This window comes from Cryobacterium sp. TmT2-59 (assembly GCF_004403545.1).
Classification (GTDB): Bacteria; Actinomycetota; Actinomycetes; order Actinomycetales; family Microbacteriaceae; genus Cryobacterium; species Cryobacterium shii.
In genome coordinates this window covers 1-25727 of sequence record NZ_SOGM01000091.1, presented here as the reverse complement: position 1 = coordinate 25727, position 25727 = coordinate 1, and the positions used below count along the sequence as shown (strand labels likewise).

Here is a 25727-nt window from a genome sequence, read left to right as displayed (position 1 = left end):
CCCGCCGCCCCGGCCGCTGCCCCGGCCGCCCGCGGGCGCATCGGCCGGATGGGGCGCCGCGGCGACACGAGCGGGCCGCGCGCGAAGTTCAGCCAGCTGCTCCCCTACCTGCTCGAGCACAAGAAGGTGCTCGGCTTCGTGATCGTCCTGAGCATCCTCGGCGCGCTCGCCAGTCTCGCCCAGCCGCTTCTGGTCAGCCAGGTCATCACCACCGTGCAGAAGAGCCAGCCGCTGGATGGCCTGGTTTGGGCGCTGATCGCGCTCGTGATCGTCTCCGGCCTGATCAGCGGCTACCAGCACTATCTGCTGCAGCGCACCGGCGAGGGGGTCGTGCTCTCCAGCCGCCGCAAACTGATCGGCCGGATGCTGCGCCTCCCGATCAGCGAATTCGACACCCGCCGCACCGGGGACCTGGTGTCCCGGGTCGGCTCGGACACCACCCTGCTGCGGGCCGTGCTCACCCAGGGCCTCGTCGAAGCGATCGGCGGGTCGCTCACTTTCGTCGGTGCCCTGATCGCGATGCTCGTGATCGACCCGGTGCTGCTCGGACTGACCGTGCTCGTGATCGCCGTGTCGGTGGTCGCCGTCACACTGCTGTCGCAGCGCATCCGTACCGCCAGCCTCGCCGCCCAGGCCAAGGTCGGCGACCTGGCCGCCAGTGTCGAGCGCGCCATCAGCGCCGTGCGCACCGTGCGCGCCTCCAACGCCACCGACCGGGAGGTCGCGGCCGTCGAAGAAGACGCCAAGGGAGCCTGGCGGATGGGCATCCAGGTCGCCAAGATCTCGGCGCTGGTCGTGCCGATCGCGGGCATCGCGATGCAGGTGTCCTTTCTGGTCGTGCTGGGCGTCGGCGGTTTCCGCGTCGCCAGCGGCGCGATCACGATCGCGAACCTGATCGCGTTCATCCTGTTCCTGTTCCTGATGATCGTGCCGCTCGGCCAGGCGTTCGGGGCCATCACCTCGGTGAACGCGGCGCTCGGCGCACTGGGCCGGATCCAGGAGATCATCGACCTGCCCGCCGAGGACCAGTTCGACCGCGACATCGCGCCGCTGGCCATGACGGTCGGCGCCGCGAACGAATCGGTGCGGCCGGATGCGCCGGCGATCTCGTTCGAGAACGTGCACTTCGGGTATGCGGTCGCGGCTCCGGAGTCGGCGGATGCGGCGTCTGGCGCCGGTACTGCGGCTGCTGGTGCTGAATCAGGTGCTGACTCTGGTTCTGAATCTTCGGCTTCGGAGCCCGGGTTCGTCGTGCCGCCCATTCTCGAGGCCGCCATCGTCGTGCCCGCCGTGTTCGAGGAGGTCCTGGCCGAACCCGACCTGATCGACGCCGATCTGGACGCGGCGGATCGCGAGTCCCCGGAGCGCGGGGCCGCGGAACGGGCGGCCGAGCGCGCCGACGCCGAGGCCGCCGGCGAACCCCGCCCGGTCCTCCGCGGCGTGTCGTTCAGCGCCCCGCGCGGACTGCGCACCGCGCTGGTCGGCCCGTCCGGCGCCGGGAAGAGCACGATCCTGGCCCTGATCGAGCGCTTCTACGATCCGACCGCCGGGGTCGTGCGCCTGGGCGGTCTGGACATCCGTACCCTCGACCGCGCCGCGCTCCGCTCCCAGATCGGTTATGTCGAGCAGGACGCGCCCGTGCTGGCCGGTTCGCTGCGGGACAACCTCACCCTGTCGACGCCGGACGCGACCGACGAGGAGTGCATCGCGGTGCTGCACGCGGTGAACCTGACCGAGGTGCTCGACCGTGACCCCGCCGGCCTGAACGCGGCGGTCGGCGAGTCCGGCGTCATGCTCTCCGGCGGCGAACGCCAGCGGCTCGCGATCGCCCGGGCGCTGCTGGCGGCCCCGCCGATCCTGCTGCTGGACGAGTCCACCTCGAGCCTCGACGGCGTCAACGAGCAGAAGATGCGGGCCGCGATCGACGCGGTCGCCGTCGACCGCACCCTGATCGTGATCGCGCACCGCCTGTCGACCGTGGTCGATTCCGACCAGATCGTGGTGCTCGACCACGGCCAGGTCATCGGCACCGGCACGCACTCCGAGCTGGTGGCGTCCACTCCGCTCTACCGCGAGCTGGCCAAGCACCAGCTGCTCGTCTAGCGCCCCCTGGTCTCGGGACTCGGCCCGTACGAATGGCCTGAACCAATTCGACGGAGATTTTGCTCTAGAACGCCGGTTTCGGGCCTGAAACGCCCGATTCGGCCAAAATCTCCGTCGAATTGGTCAGCCGGGCGGCCGGGTCCGGTTCGGCTGGCCAATGAACGAGCGGGCGCCTACGGGCGGGCGAAGCGCAGGGTGACCAGCTGGAAGGGACGCAGCTCGAGGGCCAGCGCGGGACCGTCCGCCGAGAGCGTGGCGGCGCCGGCGGCCAGGGGGCGTTCCAGGAGATCGGTTTCGGTCACATCCGTCGCCTCGAAATGACGGATGACCCGCGCCCGCGCCCGCGACCCGTGCGCCTCGTAGAGCCGCACGATCAGATCCCCGCTGCGGTCCTCGGCCAGCTTGACCGCCTCGACCACCACCGCGGGGTTGTCGACCTCGATCAGATGTTCCACGCGGGCGGCACTCACCCCGTCCACCGTGCGCAGCGGCCGGTTGAGCCGGTAGCCCTCCGCGACCGCCTCGGGGATGCCGGCGCCCACCCGCAGCGACACCCGCAGTTCGTGGCGCCCCTGGTCGGCGGCGGGGTCCGGGAACACCTCCGCGCGCAGCAGCGACAGCCGCACGGTCGTCCGGGTGCGGCCGTCCGGGCCGGTCGACCGGCCGATGTCGTGGCCGTAGGTCGAGTCGTTGGCCACGGCCACCCCGTAGCCGGGCTCACCCACGTGCACCCAACGGTGGGCGACCGTCTCGAAGCGGGCGGCGTCCCAGGACGTGTTGGTGTGCGTGGCCCGGAACACGTGACCGAACTGAATCTCGGATGCCGCCCGGTCGGCGTGCAGATCCAGCGGGAACGCCAGTTTCAGCAGCTTCTGCTTCTCGTGCCAGTCGATCTCGAGGTGCAGGTCGATCGCCGGCGACCCGGCCGCGAGGGTGATCCGCTCGACCAGGCGGGAGGAGCCGAAGGTGCGCGTGACCCGAACGCCGACTTGCTCAGGCGCATCGGCGAACACCTCCACGGACTCGGCCGCGCTGAGGTCCACCGTGTTGCGCTTGTAGTGCTCGTCGATGTCCCAGGCGTCCCACTGGGTGGGGGTGTCCCGGTGCAGCTGGAGCAGGTTGCCGCGCGCGCCGCGGGGCATCAGCTCTCGGGCCGCGGCGAGGTCGACCAACGGAGGAGAAGAGCCCGTCAGCGTCGATCGTGACGGCCACGAGGCCGTTGTCGAGCACGAGGCCGGCGGGCGAGCGGCGCACCGTGGCGCGGGGTGCCGGCGGGGTGCTGACGGCATCCGTCTCGGTCGCCTCGCCACCCCCCAGCCCTGATATGCCTCCGACGGAAATGGCCCGGCGTTGAGCGTGACCGCGCCGTCACCGGCCCCGCACATCTGCCGCGCCGACACCTCGATCAGGGTGGTGAGGGCATCCGCGACGGCGGCGTAGTTGCGCTCCGCCTCCTGGTGCACCCACGCGATCGACGAGCCCGGCAGGATGTCGTGGAACTGCTGCAACAGCACGGTCTGCCAGGCCTGCTCGAGCGCGTCGTACGGGTACTCGGCGCCCGACGAGACGGATGCCGCGCACGCCCACAGCTCCGCCTCCCGCAGCAGGTGCTCGCTGCGGCAGTTGCCGCGCTTGGTGCGGGCCTGCGAGGTGTACGTGCCGCGGTGGAACTCGAGGTAGAGCTCCCCCGACCAGACCGGCGGCTCGGGGTACTCCGCCTCGGCCGCCTCGAAGAAGCGCCGCGGTGTCGACAGCTCTACCGTGGGCGAACCCCCCAGCGACGCGGTGCGGCGGGCGGCGGCGATCATCTCCTCGGTCGGACCGCCTCCCCCGTCGCCCCAGCCGAACGGCACGAGCGAGGTGTTGGCCGCGCCCTTTTCGGCGTACTGGCGCTCGGCCCGGGCCGGTTCCTCCCCCGACAGCTGCGCGTTGTAGGTGTCCACCGGCGGAAAGTGGGTGAAGATCTGCGTGCCGTCGATCCCTTCCCAGCGGAAGGTGTGGTGCGGCATCAAGTTGGTCTCGTTCCAGGACGTCTTCTGGGTCAGGAACCAGCGGGACCCGGCTGCCACCATGATCTGCGGCAGCGCGGCCGAATAGCCGAACGAGTCCGGCAGCCACACCTCGAGCGGTTCCACCCCGAATTCCTCGATGAAGAAGCGCTTCCCGGTCACGAACTGCCGCGCCAGCGCCTCCCCGCCGGGCATGTTCGTGTCCGACTCCACCCACATCCCGCCGACGGGCACGAACCGGCCGGCCGCGACCTGCGCCTTCACGCGGGCGAACAATTCGGGGTAGTGCTCCTTGAGCCAGGCGTATTGCTGGGCGGATGAGGCGGCGAACGCGAAATCCGGATTCTCCTCCATCAGGGACAGCACGTTCGAGAACGTGCGGGCCACCTTCCGCACCGTCTCCCGAACCGGCCAGAGCCAGGCGCTGTCGATGTGCACATGCCCCACCGCGTGCAGCCGGTGCGCGCTGGCGTTCGCGGGGCGGGCGAGCACCGCGGCGAGGGCGGCCCGGCCGAGTCCGGCGGTGCCGGCCACGTCGTCGGGGTCCATCGCGTCGATACAGCTCTCGAGCGCCCGCCGGATCTCCGCCCGCCGGGCCAGCCCGACCGGCAGCTCCCGCATCAGCCCGGTCAGGGTCCAGAAGTCCTGGGAGAGTTGCCACACGGCCTCATCCCGGAGGGCGAGGTCCACCCGCTTCAGCCGGTAGATCTGATCGGTCCCGGCCGTGGCCGGGTCGCCCTGGTCGGTGGCCACGAACGTGAACCCGGAGGTGACGTCCGGGTTGGCGGCCGCCTCGATGTACAGGTCGACCTGTCCGCCGGGCCGGGCCCGGAGCGGCACGCTGCGGTTTCGCGGTTCGACCGCCTTGAGGATGATCCCGTCCGGGGTCCAGACCAGCCCCTCCGCCTGGAACCCGGGCGTCGCCCGGCTGAACCCGAGGTCGACGACGAGTTCGACGCGGGTGCCGGCCTCCCCCGCCCACTCGGCGGGCACCGTCCCCGTCACGTGGAACCAGGTCGTGCCCCACGGCCGGCCCCAGGCCCGGCCCGTGCCGAACGCCGTGTAGGACTGGCGCACGGCCTCGCTGAAGGGCACCGGGGCATCCGTCACCGACCAGGCGTCGACCCGCAGCGGCACGGATGCCCGGTGCACCGCCGGGCGCAGCCGCTCCCGAACGAACCGGTCGATGCGTTTCTCCACGAGCGCGCCGTCGTCATGCATGGGAACCTGCGACTTCCCGCCGGGACCCCGCCCGACTGGCAGCATTTTACGACCGTCCCCGCCCGGCACCCAAACCTTTTCGCCGCCCCGTGAACCAATTCGACGGAGATTTTCCGTTCTGAAGCGGTTCAGACCAGCCAAACCGGCTTTTTAGCGCCAAATCTCCGTCGAATTCGTTGGGCGATCGCCTCGGAGGCCGCGAGGCCGCGGTGCTACGCCTTGCGTAGGTTGTAGCGCACGCTGGCCAGCTCGGCCAGGAGAGCCGGCGGCACGCGGTCGCCGAACTTGGCAAAATACTCCTCGGTGAGGTCACACTCGGCCAGCCACGACGTGTTGTCGATGTGGAAGAGCTGCTCCACCTCGGTCGGAGACAGGTCCAGGCCCTTGAGGTCGAGTCCGCCCTCGAGCGGGAGGTAGCCGATCGGGGTGTCCTGGGCATCCGCGAAGCCCTCGATCCGGCGAACGATCCACTCGATCACGCGAGAGTTCTCACCAAAACCGGGCCACAGGAAGCTGCCGTCGGGGCCCTTGCGGAACCAGTTCACCTGAAAGATCTCCGGTGCCTTGCTGCCCAGCCCCTTGCCGACCTTCAGCCAGTGCGCCCAGTAGTCGGCCATGTTGTACCCGCAGAACGGGAGCATCGCGAACGGGTCGCGGCGCAGCTCGCCCACGGTTCCCTCTGCGGCCGCGGTCTTCTCCGAGGAGATGGTCGCGCCCATGAACACGCCGTGCTTCCAGGAGCGGGCCTGGGCCACCAGCGGCACGTTCGTCGCCCGGCGGCCGCCGAAGAGGACGGCGTCGATGGGCACGCCGCCGAACGCCTCCCAGTTGTCGGCGATGGACGGGCACTGCGCGGCGGCGACGGTGAACCGGGAGTTGGGGTGCGCGGCGGGGCGGCCGGACGCTGGGGTCCAGTCGTTGCCTTCCCAGTCGATCAGGTGGCTGGGGGTGGTCTCGGTCAGACCCTCCCACCAGACGTCGCCGTCGTCGCGCAGGGCGACGTTCGTGAAGATGGTGTTGCCCCAGACCGTGGCCACGGCCGTGGGGTTGGTGACCTCGCCGGTGCCGGGCGCGACGCCGAAGAAGCCGGCCTCCGGGTTGATCGCGTACAGGCGGCCGTCGGGGCCGGGGCGCAGCCACGCGATGTCGTCGCCGATGGTCTCGACCTTCCAGCCCGGAATCGTCGGGCGGAGCATGGCGAGGTTGGTCTTGCCACAGGCGGACGGAAAGGCCGCGGCCAGATGGGACACGCCTCCTTCCGGCGACGTGACCTTGATCAGCAGCATGTGCTCGGCCAGCCAGCCCTCGTCGCGGGCCATCACGGATGCGATCCGCAGCGCGAACGACTTTTTCGAGAGCAGCGCGTTGCCGCCGTAGCCCGAACCGAACGACCACACCTCACGGGTCTCCGGGAACTGCACGACGTACTTGGTGTCGTTGCAGGGCCAGGTGGTGTCTTCGCGGCGGCGACCCTCGGCGTCGACCAGCGGGTAGCCGACACTGTGCACGGTGTGCACCCAGGGGGCTCCGGCCTCGATCATGTGCAGCACCTTTTGGCCCATTCGGGTCATGATGCCCATGTTCAGCACGACGTAGGGAGAGTCGGTGACCTCGACGCCGAGCTGGGAGATGGGGCCGCCGAGCGGGCCCATCGAGAACGGGACGACGTACATGGTGCGGCCGCGCATGCTGCCGGCGAAGACGCCCTGCAGCTCGCCGCGCATCGCGTCCGGGTCGGCCCAGTTGTTGGTGGGGCCGGCGTCGTCGGGGTTGACCGAGCAGATGAAGGTGCGGTCTTCGACGCGCGCCACGTCCGACGGGCTCGTGCGGGCCAGGTAGCTGTTCGGACGCCACTCGGGGTTCAGGTGGATGAGCTTGCCCTCGGTGACGAGCTGCTTCGCCAGGACGTCGGCCTCGCGAAGCGAGCCGTCGCACCAGACGATGGCGTCGGGCTGGGTCAGGCGGGCGATCTCGTCGACCCAGGCCTGAAGGTTGGGATCGGTGGTCCCGGCAGCTTTGCTGGACTCGCCTCCGCCGGTCTGTACGTGGGAATTCGCGATGGTCATCTCCTGGCCTTTCGTGGTCGATCCGGCGTGACACCAGCGGTGTGAAGTCGATTTGGGCAAGTAACTTCGCCCTCTGAATCAACAATGCGGCATGAATCGCAGCCGCTGCGGAGATAGCAGCGTTAAGAAACGCGATTCTTTCACTATCGTTAAGGAATGCCAACACGCTCATCAGACCTGATCACGCTGGGACTCCGCATCCGTCACTACCGGTCTGAGCGTGGGTTCACGCTCGACCAGCTCGGCGAGCGCGTCGGCCTGGCCGGCAGCCAGCTCTCACTGATCGAGAACGGTCGGCGGGAGCCCAAACTCTCCACCCTGCAGGCCCTGGCGACGGCGCTCGACGTGCAGGTCATCGATCTGCTGAACACTGAAGCGCCGAACACGCGGGCCGCCCTCGAGATCGAGCTGGCGCGCGCGCAGAAGAACCCGCTCTACGGGGCGCTCGGCCTGCCCCAGGTGAAGGTGACGAAGGGGATGCCGCTGGCGGCGATCGAATCCCTGCTCGGCCTGCACCGCGAACTCGCCCGCCGGGCCAGCGAGGCCATCGCCACACCCGAGGAAGCCCGTCGCGCGAACACGGAACTGCGCGAGCGGATGCGCGACCAGGACAACTACATGCCCGACATCGAGCAGCTCGCCGAGGACCGGGTGCGGGCATCCGGTCACGTCTTTGGCGCCCTCACCCACCGCGAGGTGAGTGTGATGGCCGAGCAGCTCGGCTTCAGCCTGATCTACGTCAACGACCTGCCGGGCTCGACCCGGTCGGTCACCGACCTCGTCAACCGCCGGATCTACCTGCCGCCGGCCTCCATCCCCGGCGGCCACGGCCTGCGCTCGATGGCCCTGCAGGCGATGGGGCACCGGCTGCTCGGGCACGAACGTCCGAACAGCTACGCCGAGTTTCTCTGGCAGAGGCTGCAGATCAACTACTTCGCGGCCGCCTGCCTGATGCCGCAGGATGCCTCGGTCGCCTTCCTCTCACACGCGAAGCGGGAGCGCGAGCTGTCGGTCGAGGATTTCCGGGACGCGTTCGGGGTGACCCACGAGGCCGCCGCGCTGCGGCTGACCAACCTGGCCACCTCACACCTGGACATGCCCCTGCACTTCCTGCGCGTCACGGGCGACGGCGCCCTGCAGAAGGGCTACGAGAACGACGGGCTCCCCCTGCCCGCCGACGTGACCGGGTCGATCGAGGGCCAGTTCGTCTGCAAGCAGTGGAGCGCCCGCAGCGCTTTCACCCACACCAACCGCACCACCGAGTTCTACCAGTACACCGACACCCCGGTGGGCACCTTCTGGTCGGCGACCCAGACCGGGGCGATGGATGGCGGCGAGTTCTCGATCAGCGTCGGCGTTCCGTTTGCGCAGGCCAGGTGGTTCCGGGGCCGGGAGACCACGCAGCGCGCGGTCTCCCGCTGCCCGGACGAGTCCTGCTGCCGGCGCCCGGCGTCGGACATGTCGTCCCGGTGGGCCGGCAAGGCCTGGCCGAGCGCGCGCCTGCACGCCCATGTGTTGTCCCCGCTGCCCAGCGGAACCTTTCCCGGCGTCGACGACACCGAGGTGTACGAGTTCCTGGAGGCGCACGCCGCGGAGTAGGAGGCGTGCGCCTCACCTGTCGCGGGGGTTGGTTGGAACACAGGGCCCCTGCAAAGAAGGAGGTGGCCCAAGCGAGAGAAGAAGTAAGTGGCGTAATCAGGATTTGAGCAGCCGGGTCCCATACTTAAGCGAGCCCGCATCTTTTACGCGAAGGCGACGGGGGAAGCCACGGAGACGGCAACCGCGATCCTGGAGCCTAGCTTGATGCCTGACTAGCAGGAGAAGTGGAGGAGGCGTTGCCGTTCGCCCCTGTAAGCGTTACGACAAAATTCCAGCCTCCGAGGCCCGTCGGGGACTGGGTCGCCCGTGCTCGGCTCACGGACCTGCTCCGCGCTGGTGAGCACCGCCGACTGTCGTTGATTCATGCCCCGGCAGGCTTCGGTAAGTCAACACTCGCCGCACAATGGCTCGCGGCGCTGGATGCACGTGGCGTGACCACCGTGTGGCTTTCGCTGGACCGCGATGACAACAATACGATCTGGTTCTTGTCCCACCTGTTGGAAGCGATCCGACGGGTAATGCCGGAGTTGGACGACGAATGGCAGGTTCTGCTCGAGGGACAGCCCGACGATGCTGAGCGCTACGTTGTTCCCGCCCTGGTCAACGCCATGGATGCCGCCGGTGAAAACATTGTCATTGCCCTGGACGACTGGCATCTCGTCACCGATTCCCGGACCCGTGCTGTCATTCATCGCCTTCTGGATGTGGGGAGTTCCCGCCTGTCCTTCCTGATCACCAGCCGATCCAGGTCTGGGCTCCCGCTTGGTCGTCTCATGGTGAGGAACCAGCTGTTGGAAGTGGACGCGAGTTCTCTGCGATTCGACGAGGACGAGTCGCAAGCATTGTTGGTGGACATCAACGGCCTGGACGTCAACCGTGACGACCTGGCCAGCCTGCACCGGACGACTGAAGGTTGGGTGGCTGCCCTCCAGCTGGTTTCGTTGTCGCTGCGCGAAAACCACGACGCGTCCGACCTGATCCGACGGCTCTCGGGTCGGCAGAAGTCGATCGGCGAGTATCTGCTCGAGAACGTGCTTGATGCCCTCGAACCGGACGTGGTTGATTTTCTGCTGACAACATCGGTGACTGAGCGTATCTGTGCGGAGTTGGCGTCGACACTCTCCGGTGTCGTGCGGGGTCAGGCCATGCTTGAGCGTGTTGAGGCTCAGAATCTATTCCTTCAGCCGCTGAACGAAGACGGAAGCTGGTATCGCTACCATCATTTGTTCGAAGATTACCTGCGGGGACGACTCGAACGGGACTTCCCGGGGCGAGCGGTGGAACTCAACCTGGCCGCTGCGCGTTGGTTCGCATCGAACGGCTATCCCAGCGACGCCGTTGATCACGCTCTGGCAGTCGGCCAGGTCGACTTCGCAGTCGACATTGTTGAGTCGCGCGCGATGTGGCTTGTCGAGCATTCCCGGATGGCGACTTTGCTGGTGCTGGTGGGAAAGATACCGGCCAGTTCCGTTGCGGATCAGGCCAAGCTTCAGATGGCAATCGCCTGGGCCAACACGCTTCTCCACATATCGGGCGCGGCGCAGATCGCCCTCGACAAGGTGGAGGCCCTGGTTCGGTGCGACGATTCTCTCAGTCAGGATGACCGGTTTGAACTCGGTGTTGAGGCCCTGGTCGTTCAATGCTGCATTGACATGTACGTGGACAGGCTCGACCTGGTCGACGAACTAGACCAAACCTGTTTTGCAGAAGCGAACCGGCTCCGTCCCTGGATTGTGTCCGTCGCCGCCAACATCTCCACCTTCCAGAAGATCCAGGAGGGTGAGTACTCACAAGCAACCGAGCAGCAGAACTGGGCGTCACAATTTCACGCGCTCACGTCCGGACCGTTCAGCGACGTCTACGGCCGATGTTTCGCCGGTCTGGCTGCCTTCGAGCAACTCGAAGTCGACGATGCAGAACGCCTCTTCAGATCAGCAGTTGAGCTTGCACGGAGCTCCGCTGGTCGACACTCTCATGCGGCGCAACTGGCCAGCTCGATGCTCGGCCAGCTTCTCTACGAACGGGGCGCGCTGGAGAAGGCTGAACTCTTGCTTGAGGAGGCTCACGAATTGGGATCAGAAGGCGGAGTGGTCGATTTCATGATCTCCGCCTTTGCGACCCTGGCCAGAATCAAGGCCCTGCGCGGCGATCACGTGGGGGCCAGGACGCTTCTCGATGAGGGCGAAGACGTGGCCGAGACTTTAGGGCTCACCCGGCTCGGACTGTGTATCGCCGCGGAACGCATCCAGCTCGGATTCAACTTCCAGCTACCCGACCGGACTCTGCCGGCCGGTCTGCACGACGAACAGCACCGGATCGGGGATCTGGGTAGCGGCTTGGCCGAAACGAATTACAGGATCGCCCTCGCAACCGAGATTCGAGCGGCCCTATCGCCGGATGCATCTCGAGATCTGGCCACGGCCTCCGCAGAACGTGCTCACGAGCTGCTCGACCGGACGAGAGCCCGCGGCGGAGCCCGTGCGCACTTGGGCGCCCAAATCCTACTCGCTGCAACGCTCCAGCATGCGGGTCGGCGCGTCGAGGCGATGGATGCCCTGACCCCGGCCTTGGTCACGTGCAACGCACTCGGTTTGGTGCGACCCATCCTCGATGGCGGTCCGGGGTGTCTTCAGATCGTGCAGGACGTCGCAGACAGGGTGAGAGGCGGGCGATGGGAGGGACCGCAGGCCCCCGGTCTTCCAGAGTTCCTGAGCCTTCTCCTCCAGAGCGCGACTACCTCCGCGCGCCTTCAAGAGACGACCTCATCAGGCGCCCAAATTACCGGTGCAACGTTGACCGAGCGCGAACACGAGATCCTGATACTGTTGGCCCAGGGGTGCTCCAATCGTGAAATCGCCCAGACCCTTCATCTGGGTGTCAACACGGTGAAATGGTACCTCAAACGTCTTTTCAGCACTCTGGGCGTTAGCGGACGTCAAGGCTGCGTGGATGAGGCCAGGCGCAGGAAGCTGCTGTCCACTCACACGAGTTGACGCGCCGCCCGCGCCGTTCAGCTCACCGCGCGCAAATCGGCCAATCTGACCGTGCGCATTTTCTCCTCGGCCAGCCAGCCGGGTATTTCCTTCGGGGGCCGCGGGCGAGACCACAAATAGCCCTGAGCCAGGCTGCCTCCGAGACGGCGAAGCTCGCTGAGTTGTTCCCTGGTCTCGATTCCCTCGGCCACGACGTCCATCTCCAGTGCGCGCGCCAGACTCACGATGGCGTTGACGAAGGCCGGCGCCTGGGGATCCTTACCCCCGAGTCCATCGATGAAGGAGCGATCAATCTTGATGGTCTGAACGGGCAACTGCTTGAGATAGGTGAGGGAACTCCAGCCGGTACCGAAATCGTCCAGGGAGAGCCGTACCCCGAGACCGCGCAACCCAGAGAGGGTGGCGGAGGCCAGATCCAGATTGTTGATGACCATGGACTCCGTGATTTCCAGGTGCACCGCCGAGGCGTCGATGCCCGACCGAGTGATGATGTCAGACACGACCTGCACAAAATTGGCATCCTGCAACTGTCTGGCCGATAGATTGACTGCGATCGTCAAGTCATGGCACTCAGCGAGCTGGCTGCGCCAGGCCTGGACCTGCCTGAGGGCCTCAGTCAGCACCCACTCGCCAATCGCAACAATCGACCCGGTCTGTTCAGCGATCGGGATGAATTCTGTTGGTGAAATGAAACCTCGGTCGGGATGCTCCCAGCGCACGAGCGCCTCAAAGCCGACCGTTTCTTCAGTCGAGATGTCCACAATCGGCTGGTAGAACACGCGCAACTCGTCACGGGAGATCGCGCGAGCCAACTGGGATTCGGTCTCAAGCCGCATCGACGCTCGATGGTGCATATCCTCGTCGTACATCACAACGCGAGCCCTGCCGTCCGCTTTCGCCCGATACATTGCAACATCTGAATGGAGGAGCATGGAGCTGGCATCGGCGTCGGCATCATCGTCAGCAAGAACGATGCCAACGCTCACGCTGACGAAGACTTCCTTGCCCTCGAACTCGAAAGGGTCCTTGGCGATTGTGACTATTCGCTCGGCCAACCGCTCCGCATCGTAGGGCGCGATGTTGTCGCAGACGAGTACGAACTCGTCGCCGCCGAACCGTGCAAGGGTGTCGCCGGGACGAACGATCAACTTCAACCGTCGCGTTAGTCCCACCAACAAGCGGTCGCCGGCCACGTGGCCTAATCCATCATTGATTACCTTGAACTGGTCCACGTCGATGAACAGCACACCCACGTAGCCGGCGGTCCTTCGTCCTGTTGACAAAGAGCGTTCGATACGTTCGACGAGTAGCTGACGGTTTGGCAGCCCCGTCAGGGGATCGTGAAGGGCCTGGTGAGCCAGGAGGTCCTCGGCGTATTTTCGGGACGAGATGTCCTGCATATGCAGTAAGAAATAACCCGGCTCGCCGTTAACGTCAGGCACAAGGGACATCGTTAGCTGCACCCAGACCGGCTGTCCGTTGGGTCGGGCATACTGAAGTTCCGCCTGAGTATCTTCGAATCCCCCACTCAGCCAACCGGAGAACGAGGCACGATCACCCTCATGGTGTGACGGATGCCGAAAATCCTGCGTCCGTTTGCCCCGGATTTCTTCGGGAGTTCTGCCCAGTATTGTGCACAGGGCCTCGTTTACCTGGAACAGTCGCCCATCCAAATCGGCCATCCCCATGCCAATCTGAGATCGGTCGAAACCCAGGCGAAAGTTGGTCTCGGCTTCTTGTTGTCGCGCCTCAGCTAGATGCAACTCGGTAATGTCCATGATCATGCCGATGATTTTGATTGGCGAACCATCCGCGGCCCTGATGACAACTGCGCGTGAGCGCATCCAACGAATTCCCCCGGACTGCAGAATGATGCGGAAAGTAAATTCCGGGGTCGGCCATCCTGAATCGAGCCGCCGCAGGAGACTCTCCACACGATCCCGGTCCTGCGGATGTACGCACGACAGAAGCAAATCGCGCGATGCCGGCTCAGTTCCATTGCGGCCGAGGATCCGCCAATACTCATCTGACCACCATCGCTGTCCGGTCGCACTGTCGATTTCATAGCTGCCCATCCCAGCCATCTGTTGGGCCGCTGCCAGGCGTGCCTGGTCAGTTTCTGAGGCAATCTGTCGACGCTTGGACTCCGAAATGTTCCGGGCTATTCCGAAGCAGCCCGCCACAATGTTGCGTGAGTCGAAGATCGGAGAGATCGTCAGCGAAATATCGACGATGCGTGATCCGTCCTTGTGCAGTGCGACCGACTCCAAACCGATCACGGACTCGCCGCCAGCGACCTGGGCCTGCAATTCGAGTCCTCGATCCCGGCCGTCAACCGTGACGATAAGGGTCTGATGCTGGCCGATCACCTCGGGCGCCGAGAATCCGAACATCGCTTCAGCCGCCGGATTCCACACGGTGATCAGACCGTCGACGTCGTAACCAAAAATGGCATCGTCGGAGGATGCGACCAGCATCGACATCATTCGCGTCGAAGCCTGGGCCTGGGTCCGTTCGCTGATATCACGGATAGAGCTGGACACGAGCGTTCCGCTGTCGGTCTCAAAAGGACTGAGCGAAATCTCTATCGGAAACTCCCTGCCGTCGCGGTGCAGACCCAGAAGTCCAAGGTCGGGTCCCATCGACCGTGCCTGTGCCTTCGTCTTTGTCTTGGCCGAGTACTCGGATCGATGGCTCAGATACCAGCCACGGAATTCGATCGGCATGAGGACCTCGAGAGACTGTCCGAGAAGTTCATCCCTCACGTAGCCAAAAAGCACCTCCACCTGTGCGTTGACAAGAAGGATCGTACCGTCAGCGTCGACGATCACCATCGCATCGGGAGCGGACCCGAGGAGAGCGCGGAACTGGCCCTCAGACCACGTCTTGTCACCGTTCGTGTCTGCAGCGGGGCGTCGTCGCGTCGGGAGCAGGCGCTCCCGATCAGGACTCGTGTTGCGCTTTTCAGTCATGTCCTCACCGCCCGAACCTGCTCGGTCAGTTCGTAGACGGTCCCGCCATGGCCGTCAGCAAGCCACATCCCTGCGATGACCTTTCCCTCGTGGTCAAGCGGGTCAACGAGAACTGCAGGCAGCTGTTCATGCCGGTTGACCTTGAGGATCACTGTGGATCGTCCGGAGGTCACTGGGTGGTTGAGGGTCACTGTGATCGTCGACATATTCTTGCGGCTGTCTTTCGTCATGCCCGCGCTGTCGCGGGCGTTGAATCGCGAAGATGTTGCGAGGGTGTTTCGGGGTCGAGATACGGCGTGCCCTTCAGGCCCAGAATTACTCCAACCACCCGTACCCGCCGCCGGTCACGCCCGCTTCGCTCTCCTCGGAACCTGTGCCTTATCGGTTCCTCCCTGCCGCGCCGCCCTACAGGCATGCTTTCGGCGTCGAGGTGGAGCCAGGCCATGAACACTCCCTCGTGGTGGACGGCACTAGGACGAAAAGTTGTGGTGGGTCCTGTGAATGGTAACCGCGTGCCACCGCCGCATCGCCTCGAATCCAACACTGGCGGGAGTGGTTGACGAAACGGGTGGGGTGGACGTTTCGGGGGGTGACCCACCACCCGGGTGGTAAAGCCCTTCCGAGCGGCTGAGTCTGAGAGGCGCGGGATTCACTGCGAGCGGCGCCTGGAGACCCCGAACATCGCCGACTGCCCCGCACGCACCGACATCGAAAGCCCGACCAGTGGGTCATTTGACACGTGTCTACCTGCCCAAAAGTGAGGCCGGGTTCGACATTGAGGGTCTCAGCCTGTGTTTAGAATGTTCCACGGGGGGTCCGGCTCGAGGTGCCGTCATTGACTCCCGAACCGATGGGAGCGACTCGTGAGCACGATCAGGCACAGCCGAAAGAGCATGGCGACTGGCATCGGTCTGGTGTTTGCGGTCGGTATGTTGTTGCCCGCGGCATCGGCGCAAGCGGCCACCACGATTGACGGGCCCGTCGACCTCGGCGCCTCTGCGGCCTTCGGGGTCCTCGGTGCCAGCACCGTCACGAACACGGGCCCCTCCGTGATCAACGGCGACGTGGGAGTCAGCCCGGGAACCTCGATCACCGGCTTCGGTGGCGCTCCGGACGGCAGCTTCACCGGGGCACTGCACCAGACGGATGGGAGCGCCGGCGCGGCGCAAAGCGACGTGACAACGGCGTACAACGCGGCCGCGGGCCTCACCCCGACCACGTCCGGTGTTGCCGAGCTCGCCGGCTTGTCGCTCAGCCCCGGTGTGTTCGCCGGTGGTGCACTGTCCCTGGCCGACAATGGCGTGCTGACCCTGGCGGGCAGCGCGACATCCGTGTGGGTGTTTCAGGTCGACAGCACCCTGATCATCGGGTCGGGCAGTCGCATCGAGGTCACCGGCGGCGCGAGCTCCTGCAACGTCTTCTGGCAAGTCGGCAGCTCAGCAACCCTCGGAACTGCGGCTCAATTCGTGGGCACAGTCATGGCGAACCAATCGATTACGGCGACCACCGGAGCCACCATCGCGGGCCGCCTCCTGGCGAACACCGCGGCGGTGACTCTGGATTCCAACGTCGTGACCGTGCCCACCGGCTGCGCGCCGACCGGCACCGTGGCCACGACCGATAGCCCTGCCTTTACCTCGCGCACGCCGCCGCGGGCCACGGTCGGAACCCCCTACGCGTTCAGAGTCACGGCCACCGGGACGCCGGCCCCGACGTTCGCCATTTCCCAGGGCGCACTCCCCGCCGGCCTGCGGCTCGATGGCGGCACGGGAGCGATCACCGGGATGCCCACAGCGGCCGGAACCTCCACGTTCACCATCACGGCCGTCAACAGAGTAGCCCCGGCCGTGTCCGCGGCCCATGAGGTCATCACCAGCGCAGCTGGACCGGCCCTGCCGCCCTCAATTTCGACGGACACGACCGCCACATCGGCAGTTCCCCCCTCCACGACGGCGGGTGCCTCTGTCCCGCTTCCGGCCCGCCAGCCCACGCTCGCGGCCACCGGCAGCGAGGTCGGGCTTCCGATCGGCGGCGGCGCGTTGCTGCTGGCTGCGGGCGTGATGCTTCTCAGCATCCGTCGCGCGCTCCGAAGGGTCACTCTGCGCTAGTGGTGGAGCTCCCTCCGGAGGGGCGATTGTCGCGCCAAACCTAGGGCAAGCCCCGGTCGCGTTGCCCACTTGGAGAACGGGATCGGCGGGATCTCGCCGGCGGGACCGAACGGAACCCGACCCCTGTCCGCAGCGACGTCATCACGCTAGGCTCTGGCCGGGATTCCGAGCGAAGGAGAACGCGGATGGGCTCAACGACCGATATCTGGGATGATATCTGGCTCTTCTTCTGGACCTACGTGTTCATCGCCTATCTGACGGTCATGTTCTCGATCCTCGCGGACCTGTTCCGTGACGACACCCTGAGCGGGTGGGCGAGGGCGGCCTGGGTGCTGTTCCTCGTCTTCGTGCCGTTCGTGACCGCCCTCGTGTACCTGGTCTCCCGCGGCTCGAGCATGCGGGAGCGGCGGGTGCTGCGGTCGGCGCCGTAGCCCGGGACCGGGCGGGCGCCCGGGGTGCCGGCTGCGCCACACACCGAATCCGCGGTTCCCTCGTCGGCCGGAGGTGCGCAACAACCGGCACGGATGCCCGGAGCGCACCGACTGCACCCCACCCTCTCCGACGGAGCCTTCCCTGGCTGAACCTCTCTGGCTAACCTCCTGTGGCGAACTCAGGAGATCCTGGCAAAGTGGCAGCGCGATCCGCACTGGTCTGTGGCCGCAGCAGGGCGGGCGCAGGGGTTTTCCTGAGTTAGCCCCGTCCCGTCCCGCCCCGTCCCCGGCCCTGCCGGGCCACGTGCGCCGAGCCCACCCGCAGCATCCCTCGCGCCCCGCCGCCCCTCACGCCCACGCCGACCTCGACCGGGTCCTAACCGCGGTGATTTTCGCGAAACGCCGCTGGCGGCGCCTTGGAATGCGGCGGGTTGTGAAAATCTCCGACTCAACGTGCGCGGGGCCCGCTACTCTGCAGGGCTGCAGCAGCGGGCCGAGTCGGATAGCGACCGGCGCGCCATCGGCCAGCTGGCTGGCTCAGGAGATCCAGTCGCTCTGGCGGAGCATTCGCACTGGTCTGTGGCTGACCTTCTGCGGCTAACTCAGGAGATCCGGGCGATCTTGCGGGGCGATCCGCACTGGTCTGCGGCGGCAGCGGGGCGGGCGCAGGGGTTTTCCTGAGTTGGCCCCGGGCAGGCCGGCGGTGCGGGGCGTTCCTGTGCGGGCGGGCAGCGGCGGGTCAGGCGTGGGGCGCGGCGAAAGCCGTGGCCGTGCCGCGGGCGGTGAGGTTGACGCTGCTGCCGACCACGGTGCCGGTGGTGCCGTGCTGGCGCACGTGGATGACGGTGCCGCCGGGAGCGTGAAGGGATCCGGTCGAAGCGGAACCGGCCGACAGGGAACCGGCCGAAAGGGAACCGGCCGAAAGGGAGCCGGCCGACAGCGACCCGATCGAGTCAGACCCCGACGAGTTAGGCCCTGTCAACGCGGAACCACCGGAGAACAAGCGCACGGCGAGCTGCACTTCGGCCCCGTAGAAGTCGACGGCCTCGACCCGGCCGGTGCAGGTCGGGGCGCCCGGGGCATCCGTCGTCTCGCAGTGTTCGACGATGATCTGCTCGGGGCGGAGCATGATGCAGGCGTCGCCGCGCAGGGCGGTGGGAGCCACGGCGACCCGGCCCAGCGCGCACGACGCGAAGCCGTCGTCGATCGTGGCCGGCAGCACCACGGCGTCGCCGAGGAACCGGGCCGTGAACAGGTCGACGGGGCGCCAATAGACCTCGCGCGGCGGGCCGACCTGGCCGAGGTGGCCGTCGCGGAGCACCGCGAGCTGGTGGGCGAAGCTCATGGCCTCGGCCTGGTCATGAGTGACGAGCACGGTGGTGATGCCCGCGCGTTCGAGCGTGGCGGCGACGATGTCGCGGGTGGCCGCCCGCAGCCCGGCGTCGAGGGAGGAGAAGGGTTCGTCGAGCAGCATCACCCGCGGCCGGCGGGCCAGGGCCCGGGCCAGGGCGATGCGCTGCTGCTGGCCGCCGGAGAGCTCGTCGGGGCGGCGCGCGGCGAAGCTCGGGTTCAGCGACACCATCTCGAGCAGCTCGTCGACCGCCCGCGCGCGCTGCCGGCGGGTGCCGCCGCGGAGGGCGGGGCCGAGGCCGAACGCGATGTTCTGGCCCACGGTGAGGTGCGGGAACAGCGCCCCGTCCTGCGCCACGAAGCCGATGCCGCGCCGGTGCGCCGCCACGGCCACGCCGGGTGCGGCGACCGTGCGCCCGAGCACGGTGATCGTGCCGGAGTCGGGCAGTTCGAACCCGCTGATCAGGCGGAGCAGGGTGGTCTTACCCGAGCCGGACGAGCCGACGACGACGGTGCGGCTGCCTTCCGGCACCGAGAGGGCGATGTCCTCGAGGATGCGGGTGCTGCCGAAGCTCTTGTTCACGCCGCTCAGTTCAATGGCGGGGCGTTCACTGGCGGGGCGTTCACTGGCGGGGCGTTCACTGGCGGGGCGTTCACTGGCGGGGCTTTCGAGATCACTGGTTGCGCGTTCGATGGTCGGACTCTCGGTTTCGGCGGTACCGGCGGCGGGGCGCTCGAACTCGGTCACGAGACGCTCGTCAGTCGGGAGCGGGCGAACAGGAGATAGGTGACCGGCAGGCTGAGCACGATCATCAGCAGGGCGTACGGCGCCGCCCCGACGTAGTTGATGTCGTTCACCTTCGACCAGAATTGGATCGCGAGGGTGCGGGTTCCGTTCGGGGCCAGCAGCAGGGTCGCGGTCAGCTCGGTCACGATACCGAGGAAGACCAGGGCGCCGGCGGCGAGGGCCGACGGCACGAAGAACCGTGCGGTGACGCTCAGGAACGCGGCGACGGGATGCTTGCCCAGCGAGCGGGCGGCCTCTTCCAGCCCGACCGGCACCTGGGCGAGGCCGGCCCGCAGGTTGACCAGGGCGCGCGGCAGGAACATCATCAGGTAGGTCACGATCACCAGGATCGTGGTCTGGTAGAGCGGCTGCACGAAACGGATGCTGACGGTGACGAGCGCGAGGGCCGTCACGATCCCGGGCAGCGAGCTGGTGAGGTAGTTGACCGATTCGAGGCCGCGGGACAACCGGCTCGGGTAACGCACCGCGAGGAACGCGATCGGGAATGCGAGCAGGCAGGTGACCGCCGCCCCGGCGAGGCCGTAGCCGACGGTCTGCAGGAGCGCCTGGCCGACGACCGCGTCGGCCCAGACATCCGTGCCGCCCTGCACCAGCCAACGGATGACGCTCGAGAACGGCACGCCGATCGCCAGCACGAACAGGCCGCCGAGGAACAGGTAGCCGACCGGGGTGAACGCGCCGAGGGAGCGCCGCGGGGTGACCCGGGCCACGCCGGAGCCGATCCGGGCGTACCGGGAACGGCCGCGGGCGCCGGACTCCCCGATCAAAAGCACCAGGCAGAGCAGCACGAGCACGCCGGCCAGCGCGTTCGCCGCTGGGCCGTTGAACGTGGACCGGTACTGCTCGACGATGGCGGTGGTGAACGTGTCGAACCGGATCATCGCGAACGCACCGTACTCGGAGAGCAGGTGCAGCCCGACCAGGAGCGCGCCGCCGAGGATCGGCAGCCGCAGCTGGGGCAGGATGACCCGGAAGAAGACGGCCCAGGCTCCGCTGCCGAGCGACCCGGCGGCCTCCTCGACGGTCGGGTCGAGGCGCCGGAGCGCGGCGGCGCAGGGCAGGTACACCAGCGGGAAGTAGGACAGCGTCGCGATCAGCACGCCCGACCAGAGCCCGTGCAGTGAGGGGACGGCGCTCACCCAGCCGTAGCTGTTCACGAAGGCGGGAACCGCGAGCGGGGCGGCCAGGAGCACCGCGAACACCTTCGCTCCGGGCAGCGAGGTGCGCCCGACGAGCCACGCGGCGCCCACGCCGATGGCCACGCAGAGCGGCACCGTGATCAAGACGAGTCCGATGGTGTTGACGAGCAGCTCGCCGACCCGCGGCCGGAAGATCAGCGCCGAGAGCGCCGGCCAGCCGGTCAGTATGCCGGTGACGATCACATACCCAAGCGGCAGCAGCCCCAGCAGGGACACGGTGCCGGCGGCAGCCACGATGAATGGTGAGGGCCGTTTGGGGACCCGAGCCGGGGCATCCGTGCGCGCCGAACCGGCCCTGCTTTCGGTCGTGCCGACGGCACTCTCGGAGGCGGGGCCCTGGCTGTCGGGCGCCGTGTTCACGGTCGGAGGAGCTGCGGGTATCACCACTTTCAGCCTAGAGGAATCCGGCCTGGGTCATCAGCTCGGTGACCTTGGTGCTGTTCAGGTGGGACGGGTCGATGGCCGGGGCCTCGAGTTCGCTGAGCGGCATCAGTGCCGGGTTCGCGTCGACGCCGGCGGAGACCGGGTACTCGAACGAGGTGCCGGTCTTGAGGATCTCCTGGCCGGACTTGCCGGTGACGAAGGCGAGGAACGCCTGCGCGGCGACGGGGTTCGCGCTCGTCTTGAGCACCCCGCCGCCGGACACGCTGACGAACGCGCCCGGATCCTGGTTCTTGAAGTAGTGCATCTTCGTGGTCGAGCTGTTCTCGCCGGTTCCGGCCTGGTCGCCGAACCAGTAGTAGTGGTAGATGACGCCGCCGGGGATCTCGCCCGCGTTGACGGCCTTCATCACCGTGCTGTTGCCTTTGTAGACGACCGCGTTGTCTTTCATCGCGGCGAGCCAGGCGCTCGTGGCCTTCTCACCCTTGAGCTCCAGCAGCGCGCTGACAATCGCCTGGAAGTCGGCGCCGGAGGGCGAGGCGGCCCAGCGGCCCTTCCACGCCGGGTCGGCGAGGTCGAGCAGGGAGGCCGGCAGCTCAGCGTCGCCGAGCAGGCTCGGGTTGTACGCGAAGACCGTGGAGCGGGCGGCGATTCCGGTCCAGGTGCCGGTGGACGGCTGGAACTGCTCGGGCACCTGGGCGAGCGTGTCGGCGTCGACCGGGGCCAGCAGGTCGGCGTTGTCGACCAGGCTGATCGCCGGCGAATTCTCGGTCAGGAAGACGTCGGCCTTCGAGGCCGACCCCTCCTGCACGAGCTGGTTGCCCAGTTCGGAGTCGTCGCCGTTGCGGAGGACGACGGTGACGCCGGTCTCCTGGGTGAACTCGTCCGCCCAGGCCTGGGTCAGTTCCTCGTGCTGCGCGTTGTACACGGTGATGGATCCCGATGGGGTGGCGGAGGCGGTGTCGCTGGATTCCGGTCCGGATGCCGCGTCGGGCGACGCGCACGCGGTCGCTCCGAGCAGGGTGGCTGTTCCCAGCGCGGCGATCATGGCCCAGTTGCGTGTCAAAAGCATGATGTTGCGTGTCCCCACTGTCGGCGCTGTCGGCGGGCCTCACCCGCTTGTCTTTAGGTAAGCCTACCCTAAAAAAGCACGTCGGTGAGGTCTCCGAGGGGACGCACAGGGTCGGCGGAGGCGCGGGGCCGGGGCCGGCACTGGGCAGTCGGTCCCGGCTCTTGGTTCAGCGGGATCAGCGGGATCCGCGGGATCCGCGGGATCAGCGGGGTCAGCGGGGTCAGCGGGATCAGCGGGGCGGCATCCGGATGGCGCCGTCGAGGCGGATGGTGTCGCCGTTGAGCATCGGGTTCTCGACGATGTGCCGAACGAGCGCGGCGAAGTCGACGGGGTCGCCGAGGCGTGCCGGGTGCGGCACGGATGCGGCGAGGGATTCCCGCACGTTCTCGGCCATGCCGCGCAGCATGGGCGTGTCGAAGATGCCGGGGGCGATGGCCACCACCCGGATCAGCGACCGGGCGAATTCGCGGGCCAGCGGCAGCGTCATTGCGGCGACGCCGCCCTTCGAAGCCGAATACGCGGCCTGCCCGATCTGCCCGTCGAACGCGGCGACGGATGCGGTGTTGACTATCACGCCGCGCTCCGCGGTGCCCGTGTCGCCGGGGGCTGCGCCTGCGTCGTCTCCTGCGCCTGCCGCGTCTGATGCGCCTGCTGCGACTGCTTTTTCTGCTGGAGCCGCGCTGCCGCCGATCGGCTCCGTCTGCTGCATGGCCGCGGCGGCCAGGCGGATCACGTTGAACGTGCCGACCAGGTTGATCCGGATGACCCGGTCGAAGTCCGCGAGCGGCAGCGGGCCGTCGCGCCCGACCGTGCGGCCGCCCGGCGCGATCCCGGCGCAGTTGACCACGATGCGGAGCGGACCGAGTTCGACGGCCGCGTCGACCGCGGCCTGCACGTCCTCTTCCCGGGTGACGTCCCCGGGCACGAAGCGGGCCTGGCCGCCGAGCGCCGCCGCGGCCTCCTCCCCCGCGGCTCCCGGCAGGTCGAGCAGCACGACTGCAGCGCCCGCGCGGGCCAGGGCGGTGGCGGTGGCCAGCCCGAGGCCGGACGCGGCGCCGGTGACGAGGGCGGAGCATCCGTCGATGCGCATCTCAGAGCCTCTCGATGATCGTCGCGTTGGCCATGCCGCCGCCCTCGCACATGGTCTGCAGGCCCCAGCGGCCGCCGGTCAGCTCGAGGTGGTTGAGCAGGGTGCCGAGCAGCCGGGTGCCGGAGGAGCCGAGCGCGTGGCCGAGGGCGATGGCGCCGCCGCGGGGGTTGAGGAGGGCTGGGTCGGCGTCGAACTCCCGCAGCCAGGCCAGCGGAACGCTGGCGAAAGCCTCGTTCACCTCATACGCGTCGAGGTCGTCGATGCTCAGGCCGGAGCGTTCGAGGATGCGCCGGGTCGCCGGGATCACGCCGGTGAGCATCAGGAGCGGGTCGCTTCCGGTCACCGCGAAGCTGTGGAACCGGGCGCGCGGGTTGAGGCCGAGCTCATCGGCCCGCTTGGCGCTCATGATCAGGGCAGCGGAGGCCCCGTCGGTGAGCGGGGACGAGTTGCCGGCGGTGATGTGCCAGTCGAGTTTCGGGAAGCGGGCGGCGAGGGCATCCGTTCGGAATGCCGGCGGCAGCGTGGCCAGGGAGGCGAGCGTGGTGCCGGGGCGGATGGTCTCGTCGTCGGTGACGACCCGCCCGCCCGGCAGGGTCACCGGCCGCAGCTCGCCGTCGAAATCGCCGCGCTCGGCGGCGGCCGCGGCGAGGCGGTGGGAGCGGGCCGCGAAGGCGTCCAGCTCGCCGCGGCCCAGGCGCCACTGCTGGTTGATCAGCTCGGCCGAGACGCCCTGGTTGACCAGGCCCTGCGGGTAGCGCTCGTGCATCAGGGTGCCGTGCGGGTCCTGGCCGGGTGTCCCGCCGGACCCGCGTCCGAGCGAGCTGCCCAGCGGCACACGACTCATCGACTCGACGCCGCAGGCGATGACCACGTCGTAGGCGCCGGCCATCACGCCCTGGGCGGCGAAGGTGACGGCCTGCTGGCTGGAGCCGCACTGCCGGTCGATGGTGGTGCCCGGAACCGAGTCGGGGAAGCCGGCGCTGAGCAGGGCGGTGCGGGTCACGTTGTAGCCCTGCTCGCCGACCTGGCTGACGCAGCCGCCGATCACGTCGTCGACGAGGGCCGGATCGAGGCCGTTGCGGCTGACCAGTTCGCTCAGCACACCCGCCAGCAGGTCGGCCGGATGCACGCCCGACAGGGCGCCCCCCGGCTTGCCTCGACCTGACGCGGTGCGCACGACATCGACAATGACAGCCTCGTTGCTCATGACCTCAGCCTAGGCTTCCCGCGCTGCCGCCACGCTGAAGCGCGGGCGGGCGGGCGTGTGGCGGAGATCATGGCGCGGCGGTCGGCGTGGGGCTGACTCAGGAAATCCGGCACGGCATCCGTCGTTCTGTGCCTGCCGCCGCACTGGTCCGGGGGCCGGCGCAACGCGATCCCGCGGATCTCCTGAGTAAGCCCCCGGCGGCCACCGCCTGACTCCTGCGAATCGGTGCCCGGAGTCAGCCGGACAGCGCCCACATGGCGACGGCGCTGGCCGCGGCCACGTTGAGGGAGTCGATGCCGTGCTTCATCGGGATCTGCACCACGCTGTCGGAGGCCGCCAGGGCGTCCGGGGTGAGGCCCTCACCCTCCGCGCCGAGCAGCAGGGCCAGCCGGTCGTGTTCGTGGCCGGGGAAGTCGCGCAGGCTGACGGCATCCGCGCTGAGTGCGAGCGCGGCCACGTGGAAGCCGTGCCGGGTCAGCAGCGCGCGGGTGCTGGGCCAGTCGCCGACGCGGGTCCACGGCACCTGCAGCACGGTGCCCATCGAGACGCGGATGGCGCGGCGGTAGAACGGGTCGGAGCAGCGGGGCGTGACCAGGATCGCGTCCGCGCCGATCGCGCCGGCCGAGCGGAAGATCGCGCCCACGTTGGTGGGGTCGGAGACGTTCTCGAGGATGACGATGCGGCGCGCGCCGGCGAGCAGCGCGTCCGGCTCGGTCAGGGCCGGGCGGTGCATGGCGGCGATCACGCCGCGGTGCAGCACGTAGCCGGTCAGCTCGGCCAGCAGCTCCCCCGGGCCGACGAAGACGGGCACGTCGTTGCCGACGAGCGCGCGGGCCTCGTCGACGGTGTTGCCGAGCGCGAGCACCGAGCGGGGGCGATGCCCGGCCCGCAGCGCGCGCTCGAGAACCAATGCCGACTCGGCTATATACAGTCCGTGTTCGGTGCCCCGAGCCTTCTTGAGGGCGACGTCGGTCAGGTGGGCGTAGTCCACGAGACGCGGATCGCTGAGGTCGCTGATCTCGATGACGGGCATCCGCTCAGTCTAAGCGCGGGCCCGGGCGGGCGCCGGCGCGCGGTGCCGGTGCGCGGTGCCGGTGCGCGGTGCCGGTGCGCGGTGG

The 25727-nt window shown here is 68.0% G+C and carries 15 protein-coding genes; 5 read left to right on the top strand and 10 right to left on the bottom strand.

Translation table 11 applies throughout. The annotated features are described in order from the left end of the window. The first annotated feature begins 48 nt into the window (after positions 1 to 48). Positions 49 to 2103 (top strand): ABC transporter ATP-binding protein, encoded by a 2055-nt coding sequence (locus E3T24_RS14325; protein ID WP_134405345.1) that lies wholly within the window; start codon positions 49 to 51, stop codon positions 2101 to 2103. Between the two features lie 173 nt (positions 2104 to 2276). Here the strand turns inward: E3T24_RS14325 and E3T24_RS14320 are convergent, their stop codons facing one another. Together E3T24_RS14320 and E3T24_RS14315 are read right to left on the bottom strand one after the other, a co-directional pair. Next, on the bottom strand, positions 2277 to 5333 hold the full coding sequence (locus tag E3T24_RS14320) for a glycoside hydrolase family 38 C-terminal domain-containing protein (protein ID WP_134434771.1): 3057 nt from the start codon (positions 5331 to 5333) through the stop codon (positions 2277 to 2279). A 212-nt stretch (positions 5334 to 5545) separates the two neighbouring features. Further along, the gene (locus tag E3T24_RS14315) at positions 5546 to 7399 is read right to left on the bottom strand and encodes a phosphoenolpyruvate carboxykinase (GTP) (protein ID WP_134367121.1); all 1854 of its coding nucleotides are present in this window, start codon (positions 7397 to 7399) and stop codon (positions 5546 to 5548) included. A gap of 156 nt (positions 7400 to 7555) precedes the next feature. Between E3T24_RS14315 and E3T24_RS14310 the strand changes: the two genes are divergently transcribed. Both E3T24_RS14310 and E3T24_RS14305 read left to right on the top strand, forming a co-directional pair. Further along, positions 7556 to 8998 carry an XRE family transcriptional regulator gene (locus tag E3T24_RS14310; RefSeq protein ID WP_134367123.1) on the top strand — a complete coding sequence of 481 codons (1443 nt, stop codon included), beginning with the start codon at positions 7556 to 7558 and terminating at the stop codon, positions 8996 to 8998. A gap of 224 nt (positions 8999 to 9222) precedes the next feature. After that, on the top strand, positions 9223 to 11991 hold the full coding sequence (locus tag E3T24_RS14305; RefSeq protein ID WP_134367125.1) for a LuxR C-terminal-related transcriptional regulator: 2769 nt from the start codon (positions 9223 to 9225) through the stop codon (positions 11989 to 11991). Between the two features lie 17 nt (positions 11992 to 12008). Here E3T24_RS14305 and E3T24_RS14300 read toward each other — a convergent pair whose 3' ends face one another. Further along, complete coding sequence (locus E3T24_RS14300) at positions 12009 to 14963, bottom strand: EAL domain-containing protein (protein WP_134367127.1); 2955 nt, start codon at positions 14961 to 14963, stop codon at positions 12009 to 12011. Further along, complete coding sequence (locus E3T24_RS14295; protein WP_134367129.1) at positions 14960 to 15193, bottom strand: hypothetical protein; 234 nt, start codon at positions 15191 to 15193, stop codon at positions 14960 to 14962. Before E3T24_RS14295 ends, E3T24_RS14300 begins: the two co-directional genes overlap by 4 nt. Positions 15194 to 15826: 633 nt before the next feature. Here E3T24_RS14295 and E3T24_RS14290 point away from each other — a divergent pair. Both E3T24_RS14290 and E3T24_RS14285 read left to right on the top strand, forming a co-directional pair. Further along, positions 15827 to 17071 carry an ice-binding family protein gene (locus E3T24_RS14290; RefSeq protein WP_134403399.1) on the top strand — a complete coding sequence of 415 codons (1245 nt, stop codon included), beginning with the start codon at positions 15827 to 15829 and terminating at the stop codon, positions 17069 to 17071. Between the two features lie 185 nt (positions 17072 to 17256). Beyond that, positions 17257 to 17502, top strand: coding sequence for a hypothetical protein (locus E3T24_RS14285; protein ID WP_134367133.1), 246 nt, complete (start codon positions 17257 to 17259; stop codon positions 17500 to 17502). Between the two features lie 739 nt (positions 17503 to 18241). Here E3T24_RS14285 and E3T24_RS14280 read toward each other — a convergent pair. The 6 genes from E3T24_RS14280 to E3T24_RS14255 form a co-directional block, all read right to left on the bottom strand. After that, a complete protein-coding gene (locus tag E3T24_RS14280; RefSeq protein ID WP_347232663.1) occupies positions 18242 to 19600 on the bottom strand; it encodes an ABC transporter ATP-binding protein in 1359 nt (452 codons plus the stop codon). Then, entirely contained in the window at positions 19597 to 21093 is a 1497-nt protein-coding gene (locus E3T24_RS14275) for an iron ABC transporter permease (protein WP_241976275.1), read from the bottom strand. The genes E3T24_RS14280 and E3T24_RS14275 overlap by 4 nt, the downstream gene beginning before the upstream one ends. Positions 21094 to 21253: 160 nt before the next feature. Next, the gene (locus E3T24_RS14270; RefSeq protein ID WP_198416039.1) at positions 21254 to 22312 is read right to left on the bottom strand and encodes an iron ABC transporter substrate-binding protein; all 1059 of its coding nucleotides are present in this window, start codon (positions 22310 to 22312) and stop codon (positions 21254 to 21256) included. Between the two features lie 229 nt (positions 22313 to 22541). Continuing rightward, on the bottom strand, positions 22542 to 23402 hold the full coding sequence (locus tag E3T24_RS14265) for an SDR family NAD(P)-dependent oxidoreductase (protein WP_134367135.1): 861 nt from the start codon (positions 23400 to 23402) through the stop codon (positions 22542 to 22544). A gap of 1 nt (position 23403) precedes the next feature. Further along, entirely contained in the window at positions 23404 to 24609 is a 1206-nt protein-coding gene (locus tag E3T24_RS14260; RefSeq protein WP_134367137.1) for a thiolase family protein, read from the bottom strand. Between the two features lie 235 nt (positions 24610 to 24844). After that, positions 24845 to 25642, bottom strand: a complete 798-nt coding sequence (locus tag E3T24_RS14255) for an RNA methyltransferase (RefSeq protein WP_134367139.1) — start codon at positions 25640 to 25642, stop codon at positions 24845 to 24847. Positions 25643 to 25727 lie beyond the last annotated feature (85 nt).

Coding starts and splice junctions, on each gene's coding strand:
- E3T24_RS14325 (WP_134405345.1), top strand. CDS start 49: ATGGGGCGCCGCGGCGACACGAGCGGGCCGCGCGCGAAGTTCAGCCAG.
- E3T24_RS14320 (WP_134434771.1), bottom strand. CDS start 5,333: ATGCATGACGACGGCGCGCTCGTGGAGAAACGCATCGACCGGTTCGTT.
- E3T24_RS14315 (WP_134367121.1), bottom strand. CDS start 7,399: ATGACCATCGCGAATTCCCACGTACAGACCGGCGGAGGCGAGTCCAGC.
- E3T24_RS14310 (WP_134367123.1), top strand. CDS start 7,556: ATGCCAACACGCTCATCAGACCTGATCACGCTGGGACTCCGCATCCGT.
- E3T24_RS14300 (WP_134367127.1), bottom strand. CDS start 14,963: ATGACTGAAAAGCGCAACACGAGTCCTGATCGGGAGCGCCTGCTCCCG.
- E3T24_RS14295 (WP_134367129.1), bottom strand. CDS start 15,193: ATGACGAAAGACAGCCGCAAGAATATGTCGACGATCACAGTGACCCTC.
- E3T24_RS14285 (WP_134367133.1), top strand. CDS start 17,257: ATGGGCTCAACGACCGATATCTGGGATGATATCTGGCTCTTCTTCTGG.
- E3T24_RS14270 (WP_198416039.1), bottom strand. CDS start 22,312: ATGCTTTTGACACGCAACTGGGCCATGATCGCCGCGCTGGGAACAGCC.
- E3T24_RS14265 (WP_134367135.1), bottom strand. CDS start 23,402: ATGCGCATCGACGGATGCTCCGCCCTCGTCACCGGCGCCGCGTCCGGC.
- E3T24_RS14260 (WP_134367137.1), bottom strand. CDS start 24,609: ATGAGCAACGAGGCTGTCATTGTCGATGTCGTGCGCACCGCGTCAGGT.
- E3T24_RS14255 (WP_134367139.1), bottom strand. CDS start 25,642: ATGCCCGTCATCGAGATCAGCGACCTCAGCGATCCGCGTCTCGTGGAC.